General features: G+C 60.5%; 12 protein-coding genes. 1 reads left to right on the top strand and 11 read right to left on the bottom strand.

Features of this window, described 5'->3' with window-relative positions; genetic code table 11:
• Positions 1–201 precede the first annotated feature (201 nt).
• The 4 genes from ACFFT4_RS29270 to ACFFT4_RS29255 all read right to left on the bottom strand — a co-directional run bounded on the left by ACFFT4_RS29270 (position 202) and on the right by ACFFT4_RS29255 (position 6,938).
• A complete protein-coding gene (locus ACFFT4_RS29270; protein WP_378052669.1) occupies positions 202–2,868 on the bottom strand; it encodes an S-layer homology domain-containing protein in 2,667 nt (888 codons plus the stop codon).
• A gap of 155 nt (positions 2,869–3,023) precedes the next feature.
• Positions 3,024–3,731 (bottom strand): response regulator transcription factor, encoded by a 708-nt coding sequence (locus ACFFT4_RS29265; protein WP_378052668.1) that lies wholly within the window; start codon positions 3,729–3,731, stop codon positions 3,024–3,026.
• Between the two features lie 5 nt (positions 3,732–3,736).
• Positions 3,737–5,839 (bottom strand): sensor histidine kinase, encoded by a 2,103-nt coding sequence (locus ACFFT4_RS29260; protein WP_378052667.1) that lies wholly within the window; start codon positions 5,837–5,839, stop codon positions 3,737–3,739.
• A gap of 199 nt (positions 5,840–6,038) precedes the next feature.
• Positions 6,039–6,938 (bottom strand): SDR family oxidoreductase, encoded by a 900-nt coding sequence (locus tag ACFFT4_RS29255; protein ID WP_378052666.1) that lies wholly within the window; start codon positions 6,936–6,938, stop codon positions 6,039–6,041.
• A gap of 221 nt (positions 6,939–7,159) precedes the next feature.
• Here ACFFT4_RS29255 and yyaC point away from each other — a divergent pair, with 221 nt between their 5' ends.
• On the top strand, positions 7,160–7,741 hold the full coding sequence (gene yyaC, locus ACFFT4_RS29250) for a spore protease YyaC (protein WP_378052665.1): 582 nt from the start codon (positions 7,160–7,162) through the stop codon (positions 7,739–7,741).
• A gap of 124 nt (positions 7,742–7,865) precedes the next feature.
• Here the strand turns inward: yyaC and ACFFT4_RS29245 are convergent, their stop codons facing one another.
• From ACFFT4_RS29245 to ACFFT4_RS29215, 7 genes are all read right to left on the bottom strand, one after another.
• On the bottom strand, positions 7,866–8,999 hold the full coding sequence (locus ACFFT4_RS29245) for a glycosyltransferase WbsX family protein (RefSeq protein ID WP_378052664.1): 1,134 nt from the start codon (positions 8,997–8,999) through the stop codon (positions 7,866–7,868).
• 56 nt (positions 9,000–9,055) lie between these two features.
• Complete coding sequence (locus ACFFT4_RS29240; RefSeq protein ID WP_378052663.1) at positions 9,056–9,943, bottom strand: carbohydrate ABC transporter permease; 888 nt, start codon at positions 9,941–9,943, stop codon at positions 9,056–9,058.
• Between the two features lie 17 nt (positions 9,944–9,960).
• Positions 9,961–10,818, bottom strand: a complete 858-nt coding sequence (locus tag ACFFT4_RS29235) for an ABC transporter permease (RefSeq protein ID WP_378052828.1) — start codon at positions 10,816–10,818, stop codon at positions 9,961–9,963.
• A gap of 106 nt (positions 10,819–10,924) precedes the next feature.
• Positions 10,925–12,610, bottom strand: coding sequence for an extracellular solute-binding protein (locus ACFFT4_RS29230; RefSeq protein ID WP_378052662.1), 1,686 nt, complete (start codon positions 12,608–12,610; stop codon positions 10,925–10,927).
• A gap of 72 nt (positions 12,611–12,682) precedes the next feature.
• A complete protein-coding gene (locus tag ACFFT4_RS29225) occupies positions 12,683–14,458 on the bottom strand; it encodes a sensor histidine kinase (RefSeq protein ID WP_378052661.1) in 1,776 nt (591 codons plus the stop codon).
• 28 nt (positions 14,459–14,486) lie between these two features.
• Positions 14,487–16,094 carry a response regulator transcription factor gene (locus tag ACFFT4_RS29220; RefSeq protein WP_378052660.1) on the bottom strand — a complete coding sequence of 536 codons (1,608 nt, stop codon included), beginning with the start codon at positions 16,092–16,094 and terminating at the stop codon, positions 14,487–14,489.
• A gap of 18 nt (positions 16,095–16,112) precedes the next feature.
• The gene (locus ACFFT4_RS29215; protein WP_378052659.1) at positions 16,113–19,598 is read right to left on the bottom strand and encodes a hypothetical protein; all 3,486 of its coding nucleotides are present in this window, start codon (positions 19,596–19,598) and stop codon (positions 16,113–16,115) included.
• Positions 19,599–20,427: the final 829 nt, after the last annotated feature.

Below are 20,427 nucleotides of genomic sequence, written 5' to 3'. Positions count from 1 at the left end.
AGGATGCATGGGCGAGCAGTTCGCCGTAAGGCGAACGACCAGCCTCGGTGCTGAAAACCGAATTTTTTGAACGCTCACTACAAGTATTACCCGGCGAAAAAGCGGAAAGTTTGCTGTCGGGGGAAAAAAATTTCGAGGCCGGCGCAAAATAAAACGGGCGCCTTGGCGACTTCGTCGCCGGCGCCCCTCTGGTTCGATACGTTACTCTCGCGGAGGATTGTTATTCAAGTAAGGATACGGATGGGACGGATTCGCCGGATCGATGGACCAGGCCCCGCCCGGGCCGAAGAGCCACCCGGCAAACGTATCCGAAAGCCGCAGCTCCGCTGGCGCATGGCCGAACGCTCCCGCCGGTTGCGGCTGCGCATTGCCGTTGTTGTAATAGCTGGAAACAATCGTTCCGGCCACATAATAACCGATCAGCCCGCCGTTGTCGGGCAGCGCGTCCGCTTCGCCGACGGCATAGCTGGTCGAGACGGTCTGCCCGTCGTTGTACCCGACCAGTCCGCCGGAATACATCGCGCCATGGACGCTCCCGGTCGCATAGCTGTCGATGAGCGTCCCGCCTTCGCCGTAGCCGACGAGTCCGCCGACAGCCGCCGCTCCGCTCGTCTCCGCGGTCGAGTAGCTGCCGGAAATCGTGCCCCCGTCGCGATATCCGACCAGTCCGCCGACATAATAGCCGCTGCCGACGACCTCGCCGGCGAACGAGCTGTCCGCGATAAGCCCGGCCCACTGCGATCCGACCAGCCCGCCGGCGGAATTCGTATCGTCGGCTCTTGCCGCCCGGACGGCGCCCGTCGCGTGAACGCCGCGAATCGTTCCCTGCCTCTGGATCGCCACCAACGCCCCGACATACGTATCGCCCGTAATATCGACGTTTTCCAGCCGTACGTTCTTCAGCTCGGCGGAGCCTTGTATTTGCGCGAACAGCGCGGAAATGGATTTCGTGCGGTTCATATACAGATTTGAGACGGCGAATCCGGCTCCGTCGAACGTGCCGGTAAAGCTCGTCGCCGCCGTATCCCCGAATAGATCGAACGCCCCAATCGGCATCCAGCCTTCGCCGGCATTGTACGGGAATACGTCAAGATCGATGTCGCCGGCAAGCTTAAAGCTACTGTCAAGCTTGCTGCGCACATTGTTCAGATGAGCGGCCGTCGTCAGCAAATAAGGATCGTCCGCCGTCCCGCTTCCGTCCCAGAAACCCGGCGCTGCCGTAAGCGTCGTCGATTGAACGACGACGCCGTCCTTCTCCGTCTCGATTCTGAGCGCATATTTGACGCCAAACTGCAGCGGAACGCCCGCTTCTCCCGTAACGACCGCTTCTACATACCCTCCGACGGCCGTTTCCGTGTAATCGGCGATTCGCTCGCTTGCCGATGCACTTTCTTGAATGTAAATCTTCGTATCCGCGCCGGGCTCGGGAATCCAACGGATCGTGATCGACGTATCGTCCACGGCCGTCTTTTCCGGCAGCGCGCGCGTACGGCCGACAACATGGCGGACCTCGGAGCGGTTGCCGGCCTGATCGACGGCGATCAATGAAACGCGATACTCTTTGTTCGTTAGCAGATCGGATATCCGCGCGAGCTGAGCTTGTCCCGCAAGGGCGGGGAGCGAGGCCGCCGCGCCGTCGCCGGTAATCCGTTCCGCATCCGGCTCCGCCTCGGAAGCGTCCAGAGCCAAATAATGGACGACGGCGTCTTCGTCCGTCTCGAAGCCGATTCCGATCGTATCGGCTCCGGTCTCGGCCAGATACGGCGTTACGGCCCACTGCGGCGCGGTCGTATCCGGAAGCGCCAGGACCGTCACCGCAAACGTCCTCGTCTTCGTGACGGAGCCCGAGGTCACGGACGCGATCAGCTCTACGGCCTGATTGCCCGACGACGGAGACGGGCGAATGACGGAGCCGTCCGCTGCGACGACAGCCGGATGGCTGGACGTCCAGGAGACCGTCGTGCCCGCGGCGCCCGCCGTCGGCAGCCCCAGCGGTCCGGTCACGGAAGAAGCGCTGTCGCCGGGGGAATACGCAATGGACAAAGCGGACAAGGCTTCATCCGCAAGCTGCTCCGGGCTTTTGGACGGACCGGCACCGCCGGACCCTTCGCCGGTATTCCCGGTTCCTCCTCCGCCTTCTCCGGCATGACCGGCGCCGCCGCTGTCCGAATCTCCCGCCCCCGCTCCTCCGGAAAGCTCGGCACCGGGATCGACAACGCCCGTTTCCTCCTGGACGCTTTCCTTCAGATTCAACGCCCGGCTTAAGACAACAACCGCCTCCGCCCGGGTAATCGGCCAATAAGGCCGAAACCGCTTGTCCGCATATCCCCGCATAACCCCCTCGGCTACCGCCGCGTTGATCGCGCCCCTTGCCCAAGAAGGCCAAACCTCGCGGTCCGCGTATTCGCCGGCCGCGTCCCCGTCTCGTTCGGGCCATGCGAGCAGCCTCGACGCGACTACGGCCGCTTCCGCGCGGGTAACGGCGCGATCGGCGCCGACCGTATTGTCCGGATTTCCCCGTATGTATCCCGCTTTAACGGCCCGGCGAATTTCCTCGTACGCCCAATGAGACGCCGCAAGATCCGCAAATGGCGCGTCCGATGCCTCGACAAATCCGAAAGCCCGGTTCGTCAGCGCGATAAACTCCGCGCGGGTAACCGGCTGGTCCGGTTTAAGCGATTCGTCCCCGTATCCTTGCAGCAGTCCTTTCTGCAGCCAATCGTCCAATTGACGTTCCGCCCAATGCCCGCCCGCAACCTGGGTAAGCCCCGCAGCCGATGCCGCGGCCGTCGTCTCCGCATGGGCGATCAACAGACAGAGCGCGATCAGCACAGCGATCCCTCTGCGCGCAATCCGTTTTCGATGCACCGTCCATTCCTCCGTTCGCATAGTTCGACAGCTTTCTCGCCGTCCCGCTCCATCCTAACACGCGAACTTTAAAACGACTTAAAACGGGAAACGCGCCCGCCCGCATGACGAAAAGGCCCCCTCCCCGGGAGCCCAGGATCCGTCCAATATGCCGATTACACGCAAAATTTATAGCCGAAGCCGCGGAGCGTCCGAATATATTGCGGCTTCGCCGGATTTTCCTCGATCTTTTTCCGCAAATTGCTGATATAGACCATAACGGTCGTCAATTCCCCGGTGCTGTCCCAGCCCCAGATTTTGTTGTACAGCTCTTCGACATGGAATACGCGGTTGGGGTTGTGGATAAAAAACAGCAGCAGCTGCAGTTCTTTCGTGTACAGCTCGACCACCCGCCCGTCTACGCGAAGTTCGTAGCTGTCCAGATCCAACCGAATCCGGCCGTGCTCCCACAAGCCCCCGGGCGTTCGTCCGCCGTCGGCTCCGGCGGACGGCCCGGCCCGCCGGAGTCCGGCCTTTACTCTCGCGATCACGACAGGGGGATCGAACGGTTTCGTAATATAATCGTCCGCACCGCTCTCCAGCCCTTCGATAACGTGGCGAGACTCGTTCATGCTGCTGACGAAAATAATCGGCACCGCCGACAGTCTGCGAATGCTCCGGCATACGTCGATTCCGCTCGTTCCCGGCAGCAAAATGTCCAGCAAAATCAAATCCGCGCCCTGCTCCCGCATCTGCCGGATCGCCTGCTCACCGTCCTCCGCTTCGGCCACTTCGAACCCGTCGTTTTCCAAATACAAACGCAGCAAGCGGCGAACCTCCGGCGCATCCTCCACGACAAGCACCCGCTGAACGACCTTGGTCATGCCCTTCACTCCCCGTCCTCCGAATAAGCCGCCGTCGGCAGCGTGATCGTGAACGCGCTGCCTTCTCCCGGCACGCTGCTCGCCTCGATTGTCCCCCCGTGCGCCTCCACGATTCCCTTGACGATGGCCAGCCCCAAGCCGGTCCCGGAATTGTCCGCCTCCCCATGGGCACGCCTCGCCTTATAGAACCGTTCGAACAAATGGCGATGATGCTCCGGCTCGATTCCCGAACCGGTATCCTCGACCCGGACGACTGCCCGACAGGAATCGCCGGACGGTTCGGCCCGGCCCGTCGTTACCCGGATCGTCCCTCCCGGGGGCGTATGCTTCTTCGCGTTGGACAGCAGATTGACGAAGGCCTGCTCCATCCTGTACATATCCAATCGGACGGCCGGCTCGGACGCTTCGCTTCCCGGGCCGACGGGCAACCGGCGTCGCTCGAACCTTATTCCCGCTTCCGCGACCTCCCTCTCGTACTTCCGATAAAGCCGGTCCACATACTCGTCAAGGGGAACTACGGCAAAGCGGAATTCGATCTGGTGCGTCTCCATCTTGGCGAGCTCCAGCAAATCCTTGAACATTCGGTTCAACAGCTGCGTATTGTCCTGTACGATGCGCAGATGCTCGTCCCTTCTCCGGGGCTCGATGCCGTCGATCATCGCCCGAACGTAGCCTTGGATCGTCGTGAGCGGATGCCCCAGCTCGTGCGAGATGTCCGTCAGCAGCTGTCTGCGCGACTCCTGAAGCTGCAGCAGCTCCCGGTTCGAGGCGACGAGATTGCCGTTGGCCTCGCGCAGCTCGGAGGTACGCTCCTCGACCTGCCGCTCAAGCCGCGCGTTGACGCCGGTCAATTCCTCGGACAGGCGTTCCGCGCTCGCGAAAGCTTCCGAGAAGCTGCGGGACAGGTTCAAAGCCTGCACGAACAAAAACATCACGATGCCCAGCGGGGACAGGTCGCGGGACTCGAAGAGCCGATTGTAATAGACGACGTCGTTAACGACGCAGAGGATGAGCACGAGCAGCCCGGCCAAGTTCGCCGCCGTTCCGGCCCTGCCGCGCATGGCGGCCAGAACGAGCAGCCATGCGCAGTATAGCAGAAGCGCCAAGACGAACAGCTGGATCGACAGCATCGCCTTCGTGAACACCAAGGCCGGCGCAGCGGCGATCAGTCCCGTCAGCGCCACGCTTGTCCACACGGCCGGGCGAACGATTCCGGCCCTCGTCTCCCGCGGGTACAGCCGGCGCACGAACAGCAGGAAGAACAGGGCGGCGAGAATGACGGAAGCATACTCCGTCTTCACGCCGAGCTGCCACGGCAGCAGACGGTAGATCAAGCTTTCTCCTACCGACAGGGTACGAAGCAGGATCATTAGGCATACTCCTGCAAAATAGAGCGCGGACGGCTCCTTACGTCTGGACAGATAAAACCCGACGTGATAGACGGCCATGACGAGCAGGGCGCCGCAGATCGCAAGCTCGTAGCCGATCCGAACCCGGCCGTCCTGCAGCAGCGGCTCATACTCGCCCAGAACCGGCGCAATCCACAGCCCTCCCTTCCTCTGAACGAAGTTGGACGCCTGCAATACGAGCTCCAATTCGCGTCCTTCGAGAGGAAAGGCGACGATCGTCGGATTGTTGCCGGGCTTCATCTCCGCGGCATCGACGCCGACCTTGCCGACCGAAGCGACCTGCCTGCCGTTAATCCACAGCTTGTACGCCGAGGCGGCCCCGGGAATGCGCATCGACAGGATCGGGCGGTCTGCGGGAGCCGCCGCCTCTTCCGGATCCAGCCTCACGACAAGCCTGTAGGTCGCGAAGCTTTGATTGGTCAGGGAAACTCCGTCCAGCTTCTGATCCTTCCAGCTGCCCGGCACCCGGACATACCCCGTCGGCGCCGCATCGGCGAACGCTCCGGGCTCCAGCAAGCGCTGCCAGTAAAGCTCCCATTCGCCATTTAAGGCGAGCGCGCCGTCCCGTTCGAACGAGTAGCCCTCCAGATCGAGCACTCCGTTCACCGCTTCCGGCTTTTCGGCCGCCGCTCCCGCGACTCCTTCGCCAACGAGCAAAACCAGCCACAGAGCGGCCGCCAGCCTCAGCGTCCATTTCATCGGCACCCTCCCGCACAGCTTCATTTCACCCCTAGTTTACAGCATTAACCATGGCCTGTGAATCCGTTCGCTTCATCGCCGGCCCGCCGACCGCCTGCTCCGCGACACGCCGAAAAGCCGCGAAGCAGGCGCGGCTTGCTCATGAATACGGCACAATAGAACGATTCGGGAATTGCAGGGCTCGGCGGGCGGTGCGCTGTTACGTCTCCGTCATCACTCCGCCGTTGACATGAAGCACTTGGCCGGTGACGTAGGAAGAGTCGTGAGAAGCCAGGTAGACGTAGGTCGGAGCCAGCTCGAACGGCTGCCCGGCGCGTTTCATCGGCGTCTCGAGTCCGAACGTCTTCACGTATTCGGCCGAATAGCTTGAGACGATCAGCGGCGTCCAGATCGGTCCGGGGGCAACCGCGTTGACGCGAATGCCCGATTTGACCAGCTGCAGGGAAAGCGAGCGGGTAAAGGATACGATCGCCCCTTTCGTCGCCGAATAGTCCACCAGCAGCGGCGCTCCCGCGTAAGCGGTGACGGAAGCGGTGTTCACGATGGCGCTTCCCGGGCATAGATGAGGAAGCGCGGCTTTCGTCAGGTAAAACATCGGGAAAATGTTCGTCCGGAACGTATCCTCAAGCTGGGCATCGGAAATGTCCGCAATGCTGGTCTGCGGAAACTGCACGCCCTGATTGTTGATCAAAATATCGAGCCTGCCGTAGCATTCGACCGTTCGACGCACGACTTCGCGGCAAAACTCCGGCCGGCGCAGGTCCCCCTCCAGCAGCAGGCATCTTCCGCCGTATTGGGCGACCATGCGCTGCGTGGCCGCCGCATCCTCCCGCTCGTACAGGTAGGCGATCGCCACATCCGCGCCTTCCTTGGCGAACGCGATCGCCACGGCTCTCCCGATACCGCTGTCTCCGCCGGTAATGATTGCGACCTTGCCGGCCAATTTGCCGCTTCCCCGATAAGCGGGATTGTCGGAGATCGGCGCGGGCACCATTTTGTACTCGAGGCCGGGCTGACGTTCCTGGTGCTGGGGCGGGAACGTAATCGGCACCTGCTTGCACTTCGTCTCCTGCCCGAAATAGGCATATCCGGGAATCATTAAGCCACCCTCCATCATTCGAACTGATAGCAGGGTATTCGCCCAAGGAAGCGGACGTTCCGGGAACGCCGTTTTTCTTCGGCGGACGGGCCTTGTCGAACGATCGCGCAACTTGCGTCGTAACCGGGCGATAAAGCGACAACCTTTTTATGATACATAATGTATCATTTAGATCATTGACCGTTACGATAATCATCATGCCCGCTTAACGAGGTGAAGGAATGTCCATTCTGCCCATGACCCGCCACTACGTCACCCACACCGATCCGGCCGCCTCCATGCGGCTTGCCAGCCGCTTCGGCTCGTATTTCAATCTCCTTCCGCCGTGCAGGCGGATCGTTGTCGTCTGCATCGGAACCGACCGCTGCACGGGCGATTCGCTCGGTCCTCTGACGGGCACGCTGCTCGGCAAGTACCGCTCTCCCGAGTTCGAGATTTTCGGCACGCTGGAAAATCCCGTTCACGCGATGAATCTGGCGTCTACGATGGACCAGCTCTACGGGCGGTTCGAAGACCCGTTCGTCATCGGCGTCGACGCTTGTCTCGGACAGGCCGCCAGCATCGGAGCCGTCCTGGTCGGAGACGGCCCGCTTCGTCCGGGCGCGGGCGTCAATAAGCAGCTGCCTCCGGTCGGCGATATTCACGTGTCCGGCATCGTCAACATCGGAGGGCTGCTCGGCTATCAGGCTCTGCAGAGCACCCGCCTGAATCTGGTCATGAACATGGCCGGCCTCATCTCCCGCAGCCTGCTTGTCGGCGTACGCATGTCGGCCGAACGCGCGATCAAGCCGGCCGCTCCTTAATCGCCCAAGAGCCGCCGGGGGCTCCCCCGACGGCTCTTGATCAGTCAATCGAATTCGAAGAGGAGGGCATTGCCGCCCTTGGCCCCTCAGACCGGCGACGACTTCAAGCCCGCGCAACCCGAACCTACTTCCGCCCAAAAACCGACCTGATCGCCTCCAAATAACCAAAGCCATTAACCGTGTCCGGCTCCAGATAGCTGCCCTCCGTCCATTCGTTCCAGGCATTGATCGTGACGATGTTCAAGCCGCCGCTTTTCTGTTCCGCCAGCGCCTTGGTCTGTCGGAGCGCCGTTTCAAATTCCGCGGGCGTATTGCCCCCGACCGTGGCCATGTACTGGTAGCCGATCGGCTCGTACTTGTCCGACTGCACCGTGCGCGGACTCGTGTCCCAGCCCATCGTGACGTTCGGAAAATAAGGCAGCTGAAACTCGTCCGCCAGATCGGACATTTTGGCGACGGCTTCGTCCCGCCATGCTCCATAGTCCGATTGCGGAAACTCCGGAAGGCCGACGTGATGAAGCCATACGTACGAGGTGACCGAATCGAAGCCGAGCAGGTCGAGCAGCTCGTTCGGATTGTCGATGCGCTTCTCCCCCGGCAAAATCTGCACGCCCCAGACGACCGCGTTCAGATGCAGCTCGCCCAAGTCCGCTTGGCGCACGCGTTCGCGGAATTCGCCGAGAATCCGCTTCGTCTCGTCCAAGCCGCCCAAACCTTCGACAAGGTTCATTAGCTCGTAGATCGAGAAGTACAACCCGCCCCCGACTCTCCAGTAGGACGGATGGCGAAAATAACGCTCGATCATATGCTCGGTCGCCGCGACGAACGCCTGCTCAGACACCTTGCCGGAGGCGAGCGTCGCCGGCTGCAGCGCCCGGGTCAGCGGGTGAATGTCGATCCAGTCGTGATTCGCCCACATAAGCGAAAATTTCAGCCGGTCCATGTTGCCCGCCTGCAGAAATCCTTCCTCCAGCCCCCGCTGCAGGTACGGACCGTCTTCGTACCAATACCAGTCGAAAATAAAGCAATCGATGCCGTGGTCCGCCGCAGCGTCGATTTTTCGCGCCATCGCCTGCGGATCGGATTCGTCCTCATACCCCCAGAGCGGCACCTTAGGCTGCGCATGGCCCTCGAATCGGGGCTCCGCCCGCTTCACCAGCTCCCATTCGGTCCACCCCCGGCCATGCCACTTGTCGTTGCGCGCATCGGGATGATAGTTCGGAAAATAATATACGGCCACTTCCGTTTTCGTTTTCACTCGGGATTCCCCTTTCTAATCCAGCTATTTCTCGCCGTCCCTATTGCCGTCCAGCCTTACTCCTTCACGCTGCCCAGCGTGATCCCCTGAATAAAATGCTTCTGAAGAAACGGATACAGCAGCAGAATCGGCAGCGCGGCCAGGAAAATCTGCGCCGCCTTCGTCGTCTGGTCGGAAATTTGCGACAGCGTCTTCAGTTCCTCGGTCGTCGTCATCAGGCTTGGATCGCGGTTAATGACAACCGACTGCAAATACGTCTGCAGCGGAAAATGCTCCGGCTTGTTCATATAGATCAACCCGTCGAACCAGGAATTCCAATGGCCGACGCAGATAAACAGCAGCAGCGTGGCGAGCGCGGGCTTCGCCAGCGGAACGGCGATCCGCCATAGCACCGACCAATGTCCGGCTCCGTCCACGAAGGCCGCCTCGTACAGTTCCTTTGGCTGCGAGCGCATAAAGTTAAGCAGCAAAATGACGTTAAAGACGGGAACGGCTCCCGGCAGAACAAGCGCCCAGATCGAATCGAGCAAGCCGAGCTGCTTGACGACCATGAACACGGGGATCAGACCGCCGGAGAACAGAATCGTCACGACGAAAAACCAGGCGTATACCGAACGCCATCGGAACTGACGCCTTTCCTTGGACAGCGGGTAAGCGATAAGCACCGTCAGCGTCATGTTAATGAAGGCCCCCAGCGCGACCCTCTCCAGCGACACGAGGAAGCTGTCGATGAATTGCGGCTTGTTCAGGGCGTACTTGTACGAGGCCAACGTAAAATCGACGGGCCACAGCTTCACGAAGCCGGCCGTGGCGGCGGAGCTGGCGCTGAACGAGACCGCGAGCACGTGGATGAGCGGCAGCAAGCACAGCAGCGCGGCTCCGCCAAGGAAGACGTAGTTCGTCCAATCGAAGGCTCGTCTTCCGAATGCGTTTTTGTAGATCATCCGTATCCCTTCTTCGTTTAGAAAATTCGGTAGTTCGCCAGCCGGTAGGCAAGCGTGTAGGAAATCGTAATCAGGATTAACGAAATGACCGATTTGAACAGACCGACTGCGGTTGCCAGGCTGTACTGCGCGTCGACGAGCCCGATTCGATAGACGAGCGTATCGATAATATCCCCCGTGCTGTACACTTGAGGACTGTACAAATTGAACACCTGGTCGAAGCCCGCGTTCAGAACGTTGCCGAGGCTAAGCGTCAGCATCAGCACGATGATCGGCATCATTCCCGGCAGCGTGACGTGGATCGTCTGCTTGATCCGGCCCGCTCCGTCCATGACCGCGGCTTCGTACAAGGTCGGATTGATCGAGGTGATGGCGGCGAGAAACACGATCGTCGAGAAGCCGAACTCCTTCCAAATGTCGGAGACGACCAGCACGTAAGGGAACCATTTCTCATCCCCCAGGAAAAAAACGGGCCCAAGGCCGAAATACCCGAGAAAGGAATTGACGATGCCCGAGGACGGCGACAAAATATCGATCAGCACGCCGCCCAGAATGACCCACGATAGGAAATGGGGCAAATAGACCATCGTTTGGACCGAACGCTTAAACGCCGTCCGGCGCACTTCGTTCAGCAGCAGCGCGAACAGAATCGGCACGACCAGCCCCAGGACGATTTTCATCGTCGCGATCCAGACGGTGTTGCGCAGCACCGACCCGAAGTTCGGCAGTTGAAACAAATAGCGGAAATGCTCCAGACCGACCCATTCCGAACGGAAGAAGCCCTTGGTCGGAATAAAATGCTCGAAGGCAATCGCAATGCCCGTCATCGGGTAATAGCAGAACGCGAGCACGAACAGGACGCCGGGCAGCAGCATCAGGTGCAGCGAAGCTTCGCCGCCTTGCTTTTCGCGGATCTTCAAATTCCGTACCTCCTATCGTTGCGCGGGAAAGAAAAGGAGGGGATCGCCCCCTCCCTTCGGCTTATTTGGATGCCGCCCACTCGTTCACTTCGTTGGTGATCTCTTCCCCGCCGAGCTTGTTCCAGTTGGCGACGAACGTATCGAACGTATCGATCGATGCGGCGTTCAAAATGATTTTGGTGAATGTCTCCAGCTCGAGCGTATCGAGCGTGGAGCCCTTCTTCAGCATCGTCTCCGTAGGCGCTCCGAGGAAGCCGTTCAACGTCACCTGCCCGTTGTTGTCGTATGCGTCCTCCACGCTGAGCGCCCCTTCCGGGCCCGACCATTTGTAGCTGCCCCAGAACGCTTCGTCCCCGGCCAAGTACTTGTTGATGCTCTCGTAGTTGTCTTTGGCGTCGAACGAAAGACCGGCATCGCTCTTGCTTTCCAGCGCCTGCTTGACCCCGCGGTAGATGTTGATGTTCTGCAGCGGGTCCTGGGCCGTAACCGCAGCGTAAGCGTACAAGTTCATATTCGTGTCCTCGTTATTGAAGAACCGCTTGTCGCGTCCGTTCGGGCCGTACTGCTTCTCCAGGCTGTAGTTCAGCAGTTTGACAAGCGCTTCGGGGTTTTTGGCCCCTTTCTTCACCGCGTAGAAGAAGACGGCGCCGTTGCCCGCGAGCGAGCTGGCCGGCGAGCCGTCGGCCGAGGCGATCGGATAAGGCATCCAGTTCGCTTCCGGGTCGTTCTTGAAGCCGTCCGGCAGCGGCCAGAACGCGTTCCAGTGCTGTCCGTAGAACAGGCCGATCTGTCCGGAAGTAATCAACTCGTTCACCTTGTTGGCGTCGTAGACGCCGAACTCGGGATCGATCAGCCCGGCCTTGAACATCTCCTGCAGCTTGGCCAGCGCCGCCTTCATCTCCGGCTGGACGGAGCCGTACGCCAGCTTGCCGTCCGCTCCGGCCACCCATGCCTTCGGATACGCCTTGAAGCCGTACGCCAATCCGCCGATGCCGCCATACCCGGAATAAATGTCCTTGCCCAGTCCGAGACCGTACGTTTTCGCCTGGCCGCCCGGCTTTTGCTTGACGAACGCGTCGGCAATGTTCCATACGTCGTCGATCGTTTTCGGCGCGTCCATGCCGACCTTCTTCAGCCAATCCTCGCGAATCCAGATCATCTGGGTGCCGTCGATGACGGAAGCGGTGGAGGGCAGCGCCATCTTCTTGCCGCCGAACGTGGCGGCCGTCCAGCCGACGCCGCCGTCCATCGACAGCGTCGTCTTCGTCAGCTCGGATGCGTACTGCTCGAAGACGTCGGTCAAATCCATGATCATGTCCGACTCGATCAGCTTCTGCAGTTGGGTCAGATCGACCGTCACGATGTCGGGAATGTTGCCCGATGCGATGGAGACGTTCATTTTCTGCCCGTACTGGCCTTCCGGCACGGTCCACTCGTTTTTCAGCACGATGCCGAGATCTTCCTGATAGCCCCGATACCATACGTTGTTGTCCAGCGACTCGCCTTCGGCGAACGTTACGGTACTCCCCAGACTACGGGCCGTCGTCACTTCGATCGGCGTTTCGTACTTGCCCAGCGGGTCTTGGGCTTCTCCCGTCGCTGCCGGCGAGCCGGACTCGCTCGGAGCCGAAGCTTGAGAACCGGACGGCGCTGCGCTTCCCGTCGCCTCCCCTCCGCCGCCGTTAGAGCTGCAGGCGCTCAGCAGCAGCATGACGGCGATCAGGCCGTATCCCATTTTGCGTTTCATAGTGCGTCCCCCTCGATTGTGTTATGGTCTAGATGATCATCTGTTTCTATTGTAGAATCGCGGCGGACGCCGTTAAATCGTAATCTTTCTACTTTCTGTTCCGATCTCTACCTGTTCGGGGGGCGGCGGGAATACGATCTCCGCTCGCAGGCCTCCCAGAGCGCCGCGCGAGAGCCGAAGCCCGGCTTTCTCGCCGAAGCGAAGCCGCAAGCGGCGATGCACGTTGCCGAGACCCGTCGTCTCCCCGCTTTGACCGGCCGTCTGCAGCTTGCGCCGCAGCGCCTCCAGAGCGGCATCGTCCAGTCCCGTTCCGTTGTCCTCGACTGCGACGACCGCCTCCTTCTCCGTCAGGAAGAACGACACTTCCAGCAGCCCGCCTTCGGCCCGTTTTTCCAAGGCATGCACGAACGCATTCTCGATGACCGGCTGAAGGGTCAGCCGCGGAACGGACATTCGCGCGAGGGACTCCGGCACGTCTCCGAAACGCACGGAAATCCGGTCGTGGAACCGGAATAATTGGATGTCCGTATACGTCCGCGCATGAACGACCTCATCCTGCACGGTCACCTCCTCCGCGCCGTCGCGCGTAATGAAGCGATAATATTCGCCCAAATACTTCGAGAATTGAGCGACGTTGTCGTTCTCCCCGAATTTCGCCATCCGGTAGATCGTAAAAAAGCTGTTGTAAAGAAAGTGCGGGTTGATCTGCGACTGCAGCTGCTTCAGCTCCGCGGTCTGGGTCCGGTATTTCTGCTCGTACACTTCGTATACAAGCTCCTGCAGCTTGCGGATCGTCTGATTGAAATGGCGGTACAAATAAGCAAATTCGTCCTTGCTGCTCCGTTCGATCGATACATCGAAGTTGCCGTTGCCGACCTGGCGGAACGCGACGATCATTTTGCGCAGGGGATGATGGATAAGCCGGTAAACGACATAGGATACGACGGCGATAATCAGCAGGGAGACGAGGGAAACGTAGCGGATGCGGTCCCGGTTCGCCTTGAGCTTGCCCAGCACTTCCTTCTCCGGGACGAACACGGCGAACGTCGCGCCCAGAAACGCCGAGCGTTCGCTGTAATGAAGATAGTCTCCCTGTTCGGTGTGCAGCGTCTCGACTGTGGTCTGCCCGACGCCCCCCGCGGCATCCGCCGCCCGCAGCAGGCTCTCGCGCTCCTCCCCGCTTCCGTCCGAAGCAATTCGCCAGCCGTCCTCGGAGCCAAACAGCGCGGCGATGCCGACGCCGTTGTACTTGAATCGGTCCATGGCCGCCGCCAGACGCTCCCGGTCGAGCTCGATCGTCAGCACGAAGGACGGAATCGCCACGCCGAACAGATACGAATTGGAATAACAAATATAAAGGCGGCCCTTCTCCTCGATCAGCGCCGCTGCGGACGGCCGGACGAACCGCTGCAGCGATTCCCGCTCGGAGTCCGAGATATCGCCGTACGTCTGGTTGGCCGTAATCATCGTGCCCAGGTCGGGCAGGTAAGCGGTCGTATCGGCAATATATTGGCTCATCGATTTGAGCTGAATGAGCTGGCGTTGAATCGCCAGCACGGCTTGCCGCTTCTCTTCGTTGGTCATGATTTCCGAGGCGTTGGAGAGCGTGTCCAGCTCCGGCGAAGCCGACAGCTGCTGCTGGAACTTGATGACCTGCGACAGCTCGGTCTCGAGGCTGCTCAAATAATAATGCGCCTGCGAGCGCACGGATTCGGCGACGCCGTCCCGCACGCCCGTCGCGTCGGAGCGGTTGATCTGCAGCACGATCAAATAAAACGGAAGGACCGCCACGAGCAGGGTGACGACCATTTTCGTGTAGATGGATTGGAAGAGGGAGCCGAGAGGCAAGCGAATTTCCCCTTTCTGGTGATGTCCTTCAGCTTTCTCTGTATTCTTGAGGGGACTTGCCTGTCAGTCTTTTGAACAGGCGGGCGAAATACGAGGGAGATTCCAGCCCGACGGCGACGGTAATCTCCTGAATCTTCATGTCTGTGGAGCGCAGCAGCTCCTTGGCCTTTCGGATTCTCAGGTCCGTTACGTAATCCGACAGTCCGACTCCCGTAAGCTGCTTGTACAGCCGGGACAGATAGGCGGGATTCAAATAAACGGCCTGCCCGAGCCGGTTCAGCGACAAATCCTCGCTCAAGTGCCGGGCGACGAAGTCCTCGACCTTGCCGACGATTTCCAGGCCTCGGTCGGCCTGCATTTTTCTCCGATGGGCGAACAAGGCGGCTGCCGTCTCCCGGAAAAAAGCGATCGTATCCACCCACGACGGAAACGCATCGTATCTCGTCAGTCTGTGCAGCCGATCCGGGTCTTCCGAAATTTCCTGTAGGCCGCTGCGGTTAAGCTGGGACAGAAGAAGACTCGAAATTCGGTTAAAGGCTTCTAGCGACAGCGCCAACGGCACACGATTGCGGTCAGCGGCGTTCAGAAGCCGAACGAGGTCGCGATCGAACTCTTCCGCCTTGCCGTTCTCCAGATGCGCCTCCAGAAACACGAACCGCTTCAGTTCGGCACGCAGCTCGTCCGTCCGGCGCTCGTCCATGCCGGTCCCGCCTCCGCTGCCCAGATAGGAGATTTCCTCGCCGATGCCCGCTCCCTGATGCAGCAGATCGCGAAGCCGGTCGTACACCCGGCCGATGTCCGTCCATTCGAACAGGCCGCTGCAGGCAAAGGAGAAGCGCAAGCTCAGAAATCGGACAGCGGCCTGCTGAATCCGGTCGAGGCTAAGCTGCAGTTCGGCGTCGACTTCGTCTTCGCCCCTAGGCTGAATGAGCCAGAGAAGCGCCGCTCCGTCCAGGGAAAGCGACAGAGTGGCGCAAGAGGGGGGAAGAAGCTCCCCCGCGATATTTTGGAGCGCATAGAGCAGCAAGGTACGGTCGGAAGGGCGGTCGATGCCTTCCCACGAATCCGCCTTGCCGAGCAGCATGTATATCGGCGCCGCTTCCGAGAAAGGAATGTCCAGCTCCTCGAAGCGGGCCTTCAGGCCCGCCGAGGCGAACGGTTCTCCCAGCAGCAGACTTCCGATGTACTCCCGCTGCGCCAGCGGCTGCAGCTGCTTCATTTTCAACTTGGCCTCCGCGACGAATCGCTCGACGTCCAACTCCTCATGAAGGTCGGCGATCGCCTTGCGGACGGCCGCTACGATGTCCTCGTCTCCCTCCATTTTCAGCACATAGTCCGCACCGCCCTTGCGCAGCACCTCCTGAACGTACCCGAAGTCGCTGTAGCCGGTCAGGAACACGACCTTGCAGCGCTTCCAGCGCTCGCGAACCCGGTCGAACAGCTCCAGCCCCGTCATCTCGGGCATGCGGATATCGGTCAGAACGATGTCGATGCGGCTTCGTTCCATGATTTTAAGCGCTTGGATGCCCGAGTTGGCGCGGTGAACTTCCAAGTCCGGAATGCCGGCCGTATGGAACAGCTCCGTCAGACCGTCCAGTATAATCGCCTCGTCGTCGACGATGAGCAGGTTGATCAAGTTGCGTTTCCTCCTTTGTTACAGCTCCACCCGGTAGACGTGAGCTCCCGCTCCCGCAGCCGAGAAGCGGATAAATCCGTCGGCGTCGGCGGTGAACGTGTCCCATGCCGCGCCGTCCCGCTTTACCTGATACGCCGTCCCTGGTGTCAGGTTTCCGATTTTGAGCTTCTTCGCTCCGGACGACGAATCGATCGTTATGGCCGTCTCGGTCGCGGACGCATATACGGACGCTTCCGCCCCGTCGTACACCAGCTTCTCGACCTTCATCCAGCCAAGCGCGGAAGGCCGGCGCGGCGCGACGGAAAGTCCGTCCTTCTCCGTATCGATGCCGAGGAACCCGTAGAGGAACGCGAGCGGAACCAGCGCCGATTCGGTAAACTCGGCATCGATGCCGATGCCTCCCGCCGAACCGTCTCCCTGCATTCCGATGCCTCTGATGCCATAGTAGGACCGATAGCCGCCTTCCTCCTGCGCTTCCTCGTAATGCTCCAAGATCGCCGCGAAGCGATTCCACGCGTCGTCCGCGGACTTGTATTTCAGCCTGGCCATCACGTCGTAATAGCTGACGTACATAATGGCTCCGCCGTCCTGAACCTGCGTGCTGAAAGGATGGCTGTCGGACTGCGTCCAGATGATGTTGTACCATTCGGTGTTGCGCTTCGTCGAAGCTCTTGCCGCGAATTTGGGCGCATAGATGTCCGCGCCCGTCGACGTATCCCCGGCGACCGTACGCGTGCCGTCCAGCCACGAGAAAATGCTCGCCGCCCGGGTCGGGTCGGCCAATCCCTGGGCCAGCGCCTCGAGATTGACGAACGTATACCCGTAATCGTGCATCGCTCCGTTCGTATCGACGCTCGGCACGTATCTGCCGGTCGCCGCATTCCAGAACGGGGAGGAGCTTCCGGTCATCGCCGCCGCCACGTTCGCCGCCTTCGCGCTCAGAGACGCCGAATCGTCGCCGTACGGATTTGCCGCGATCGACCAGCCGGCATTATCCTCGATCAGCTTCTCGATCTGCGCCATCGTTTTCAGCGCTTCATAGTAGTAAATGGTATCATAGAAATCCTTGTATCCGATCGGCAAAATGTCCCAGTAATTCGAACCGACGCCCTTCCCGTGAACGTAGCGGTCGGCAACGTTCGGCTTCGTCATGTCCACGCCGCTCGTTCCTTCGTGTCCGACCCACGGAATCGTCAAATAATGATTCGAGCCGGAATCGAACTCCGTCTGCAGAAAGCGCAGGGCGGCGCGCATGCGGCCGATGTTGCCTTGCAGGAACGCGACATCGCTCGGATTCCACAGGAACAGCTCGGCGCTTCCGAGCACGAAAGCGGTGTTCGTCTGAACGTGCCGGGTATCGTATTCTCCCGCCACTCTCTCGAGCGCGACCTGGCCGCCTGGCTGCCCGCTGTCCGCCGGATCGATCCGATACTGCTTGATCGTGCCGGTCCAGTGCGGATTTTTGTACATCGGAATTTGGTAGCCCTTGCTCGCTCCCGTCGTATCGACGGAAAAGGCGACGCTTTTCGCTTCGTTCCAGGTTGGGTCGGCATCCGTCGTAAAATAAATTTTGCCTGACGAGTCGGCGTTCGTACTGCTCATCTGCACGTAAAGATACGGCATACGGGAAGCCGGGGTGTTCTGCACAGGCGACACGACGAACGGATCGGCGCCCGTCGTCTCCAGCACCCATCTGCCGCCGGAAATCGCATGGGAGGCCACGCTTGTCGTCCATCCCGAGACGCTTGTCCCGAACGCATACTTGCGCACCGCGGGATCGTCCGGACTCGACGTCGAAGGAAACGGCCATCCGACGAGACTTGTCCCTTCTCCCCACCAGTTGGTCGAGTTCAGGACGTAGACGTAGCCATCGTCCGTCATTCGCACGTCGTTGAGCAGATGCTCCCGAAGCACCTCGTTATAGTCCGCGCCGTATTTTCCCTTGTTGAGCCCGGTATTCATCCAGGCCGTCGTCATGGCGTCCCACTGCATCCAGTTCGTCTGCGGATTGCCGTCGACGGGACTCGGGCCGAATTTCAGCGTGTACAGCGTTTTGAACATCCGGTTGACCGTCTCCGCGGTCGCCGCATCGGACGAAGAGAAGACCGGAAGTTCGGGAAGCACCTTGCTCGGCGTATACGTGATCCGCGACTTGAAGTCTCCGTAGGCGGAAGCGACCGCTCCGTCGATGTACGGTGTGCCGGGGAAAAAGTTGTTGCCCGACGTCTGCCAGACGCCGACCCCGTTCGTTCCGGCGCTCAGCACCCACAAATAATCGCCTGCCGGCTGTTCGGGAACGTCCAAGGCGAGCCACGCATTGTCCGCAAAATCGACGAACGTCTTCTCGGCGATCGGAGCGCTCGCAACCGTCGTCGCGTAGTCGGTGTTCCAAGCGTACAGGGAAAGCTTCAGACTGCCTTGGTCGTCGCCGTAGCTCGGCGTATTCGTCTCGATTCTCGTAAACGGCCACACGGCCTGGAATCTCTCTCCGGCGGAGCCCGCTCCCGAAATCGGCACGTCGCGGACCGTCGTATCGACGTGGCTGTACATTTCCTGCGGCTCCGTGCCGTATTCTCCGTAGTACAGGCGAGCCTGGTAGTCTCCGGACGTTTCGCTCCCGTTGAAGTATGCGTTCGCCGGATACCCGCTATCCGTCAGCTTCCAGACGCCGACCCATCCCAAAGCGCCGGATAGCGTCCATACGTATTGACCGGCAGCCTTCTCTGGAAATTGAATGCGAAGCCAGGCGTTGTCGGCGAAATCCGAAAACGTTTTGCTGACGAGCGGCGTTCCTCCGACCGAGGTCGCGTAGTCGGTATTCCAGGCGTACAGCTTCAGCGTCAGGCTGCCGTCGTTGTCCGAGTAGCTCGGCGTTCGAACCGCCAGACTGTAAAATCGGTCGTGAGCCGTAAAGCGCGAGCCCGCCGTATCGGACGCGCCGATCGTCACGTCCTGATAAGCGTTCCCGTCGTACAAATAAGGGTCCGCATCCGCGTAGTAAATCCGACCCTCATAATCGCCGGACGTCGGAGCCCCGTTCCAGAACGCCTCCGCCGGAGCCGCGCTGTCCGTCAGCTTCCAGACGCCGACCCAGCCAACCGCTCCGGACAACGTCCAGACGTATTGGCCGGCCGACTGCTCGGGAAAGTTCAGGCGCAGCCATTCGTTGTCGCCGAAATCGACGAACGTCCGGCTCGCAACCGGACCGGCCGCAACCGTCGTCGCGTAATCCGTATTCCAGGCATACAGCTTCATCGTTAAGCTTCCGTCGCTGTCTCCGTAGCTCGGAGCCCGTACGGCGACGCTATAGAACGGGCCGCTCGCCGCGAACTTCTGGCCGGCCTCGTCCCCTGACCCGATCGTCACCGACGCGTAATGGATGCCGTCGTAATGCCTGACCGGCGCCGATGCGGCAGAGGCTGATAGCGCGCCTCCTGCAACCGTCCACGTTCCGAGTATGAGCGCCAACGCCAAAGCGAGCGCGGTCCATTTTCTTCCCACCATTCGGCATTCCTCCCTGATTGTCCGAGCGAACCGATCCTGTTGCCCGCCCTCATCCGGAATGCGCTTACATCTCGCTTGGCGCGTTTTCCGGTTTCCTCCCTTCATTGTAGCTTGGCCTATATGCGCGAGATAGGCTAAAACTTCTACTTTCTGTTCCGATTTCTACTTCCTGTGCGCAGCGGCCGACTGGCTCGTGCTCGAGTGGGGGAACGGGGGCGCGTGGTGCTGCAACCCGACTGGGCCGCTGGAGCGGGGAACGGAGGGGCGTGGTGCTGAAACCCGATTGGGCTGCTGGAGCGGGGAACGGAGGGGCGTGGTGCTGCAATCCGACTGGGCCGCTGGAGCGGGGGAACGGGGGCGCGTGGTGCAGCAGGCCGACTGGGCCGCTGGAGCGGGAAAGCGGAGGGACCAGGAGGGAGTCCACTGAGTCGATTTAGTACCGATAGACGGAGGGCGGGACTATCCCATAGTCGAACCTAGTTGCTTCTGAAAGACTTCCATTCCTGAAATCACCGATTAACGGGTTAACCAGTTGTTCAGCAGCGTGCTTTTAGGGAGTTTGTTTGCTTTGGAAGGGGTATCTCTCCTAGATCTGTATCCATCCAGGCCAATAAGCCCGCACAGAGGGCTTATCTCCCCCAGACGGGCTCCGACCCGGCCAATAAGCACGCACCATGGGCTTATCTCCCCAGACGGGTTCCGACCCGGCCAATAAGCACGCACAGAGGGCTTATCTCCTCCAGACGGGCTCCGACCCGGCCAATAAGCACGCACAGAGGGCTTATCTCCCCCAGACGGACTCCGACCCGGCCAATAAGCACGTACGGAG

This window comes from Cohnella cellulosilytica, from assembly GCF_042431195.1.
GTDB lineage: Bacteria > Bacillota > Bacilli > Paenibacillales > Paenibacillaceae > Cohnella > Cohnella cellulosilytica.
This window is presented reverse-complemented; position numbering and strand designations above follow the sequence as displayed.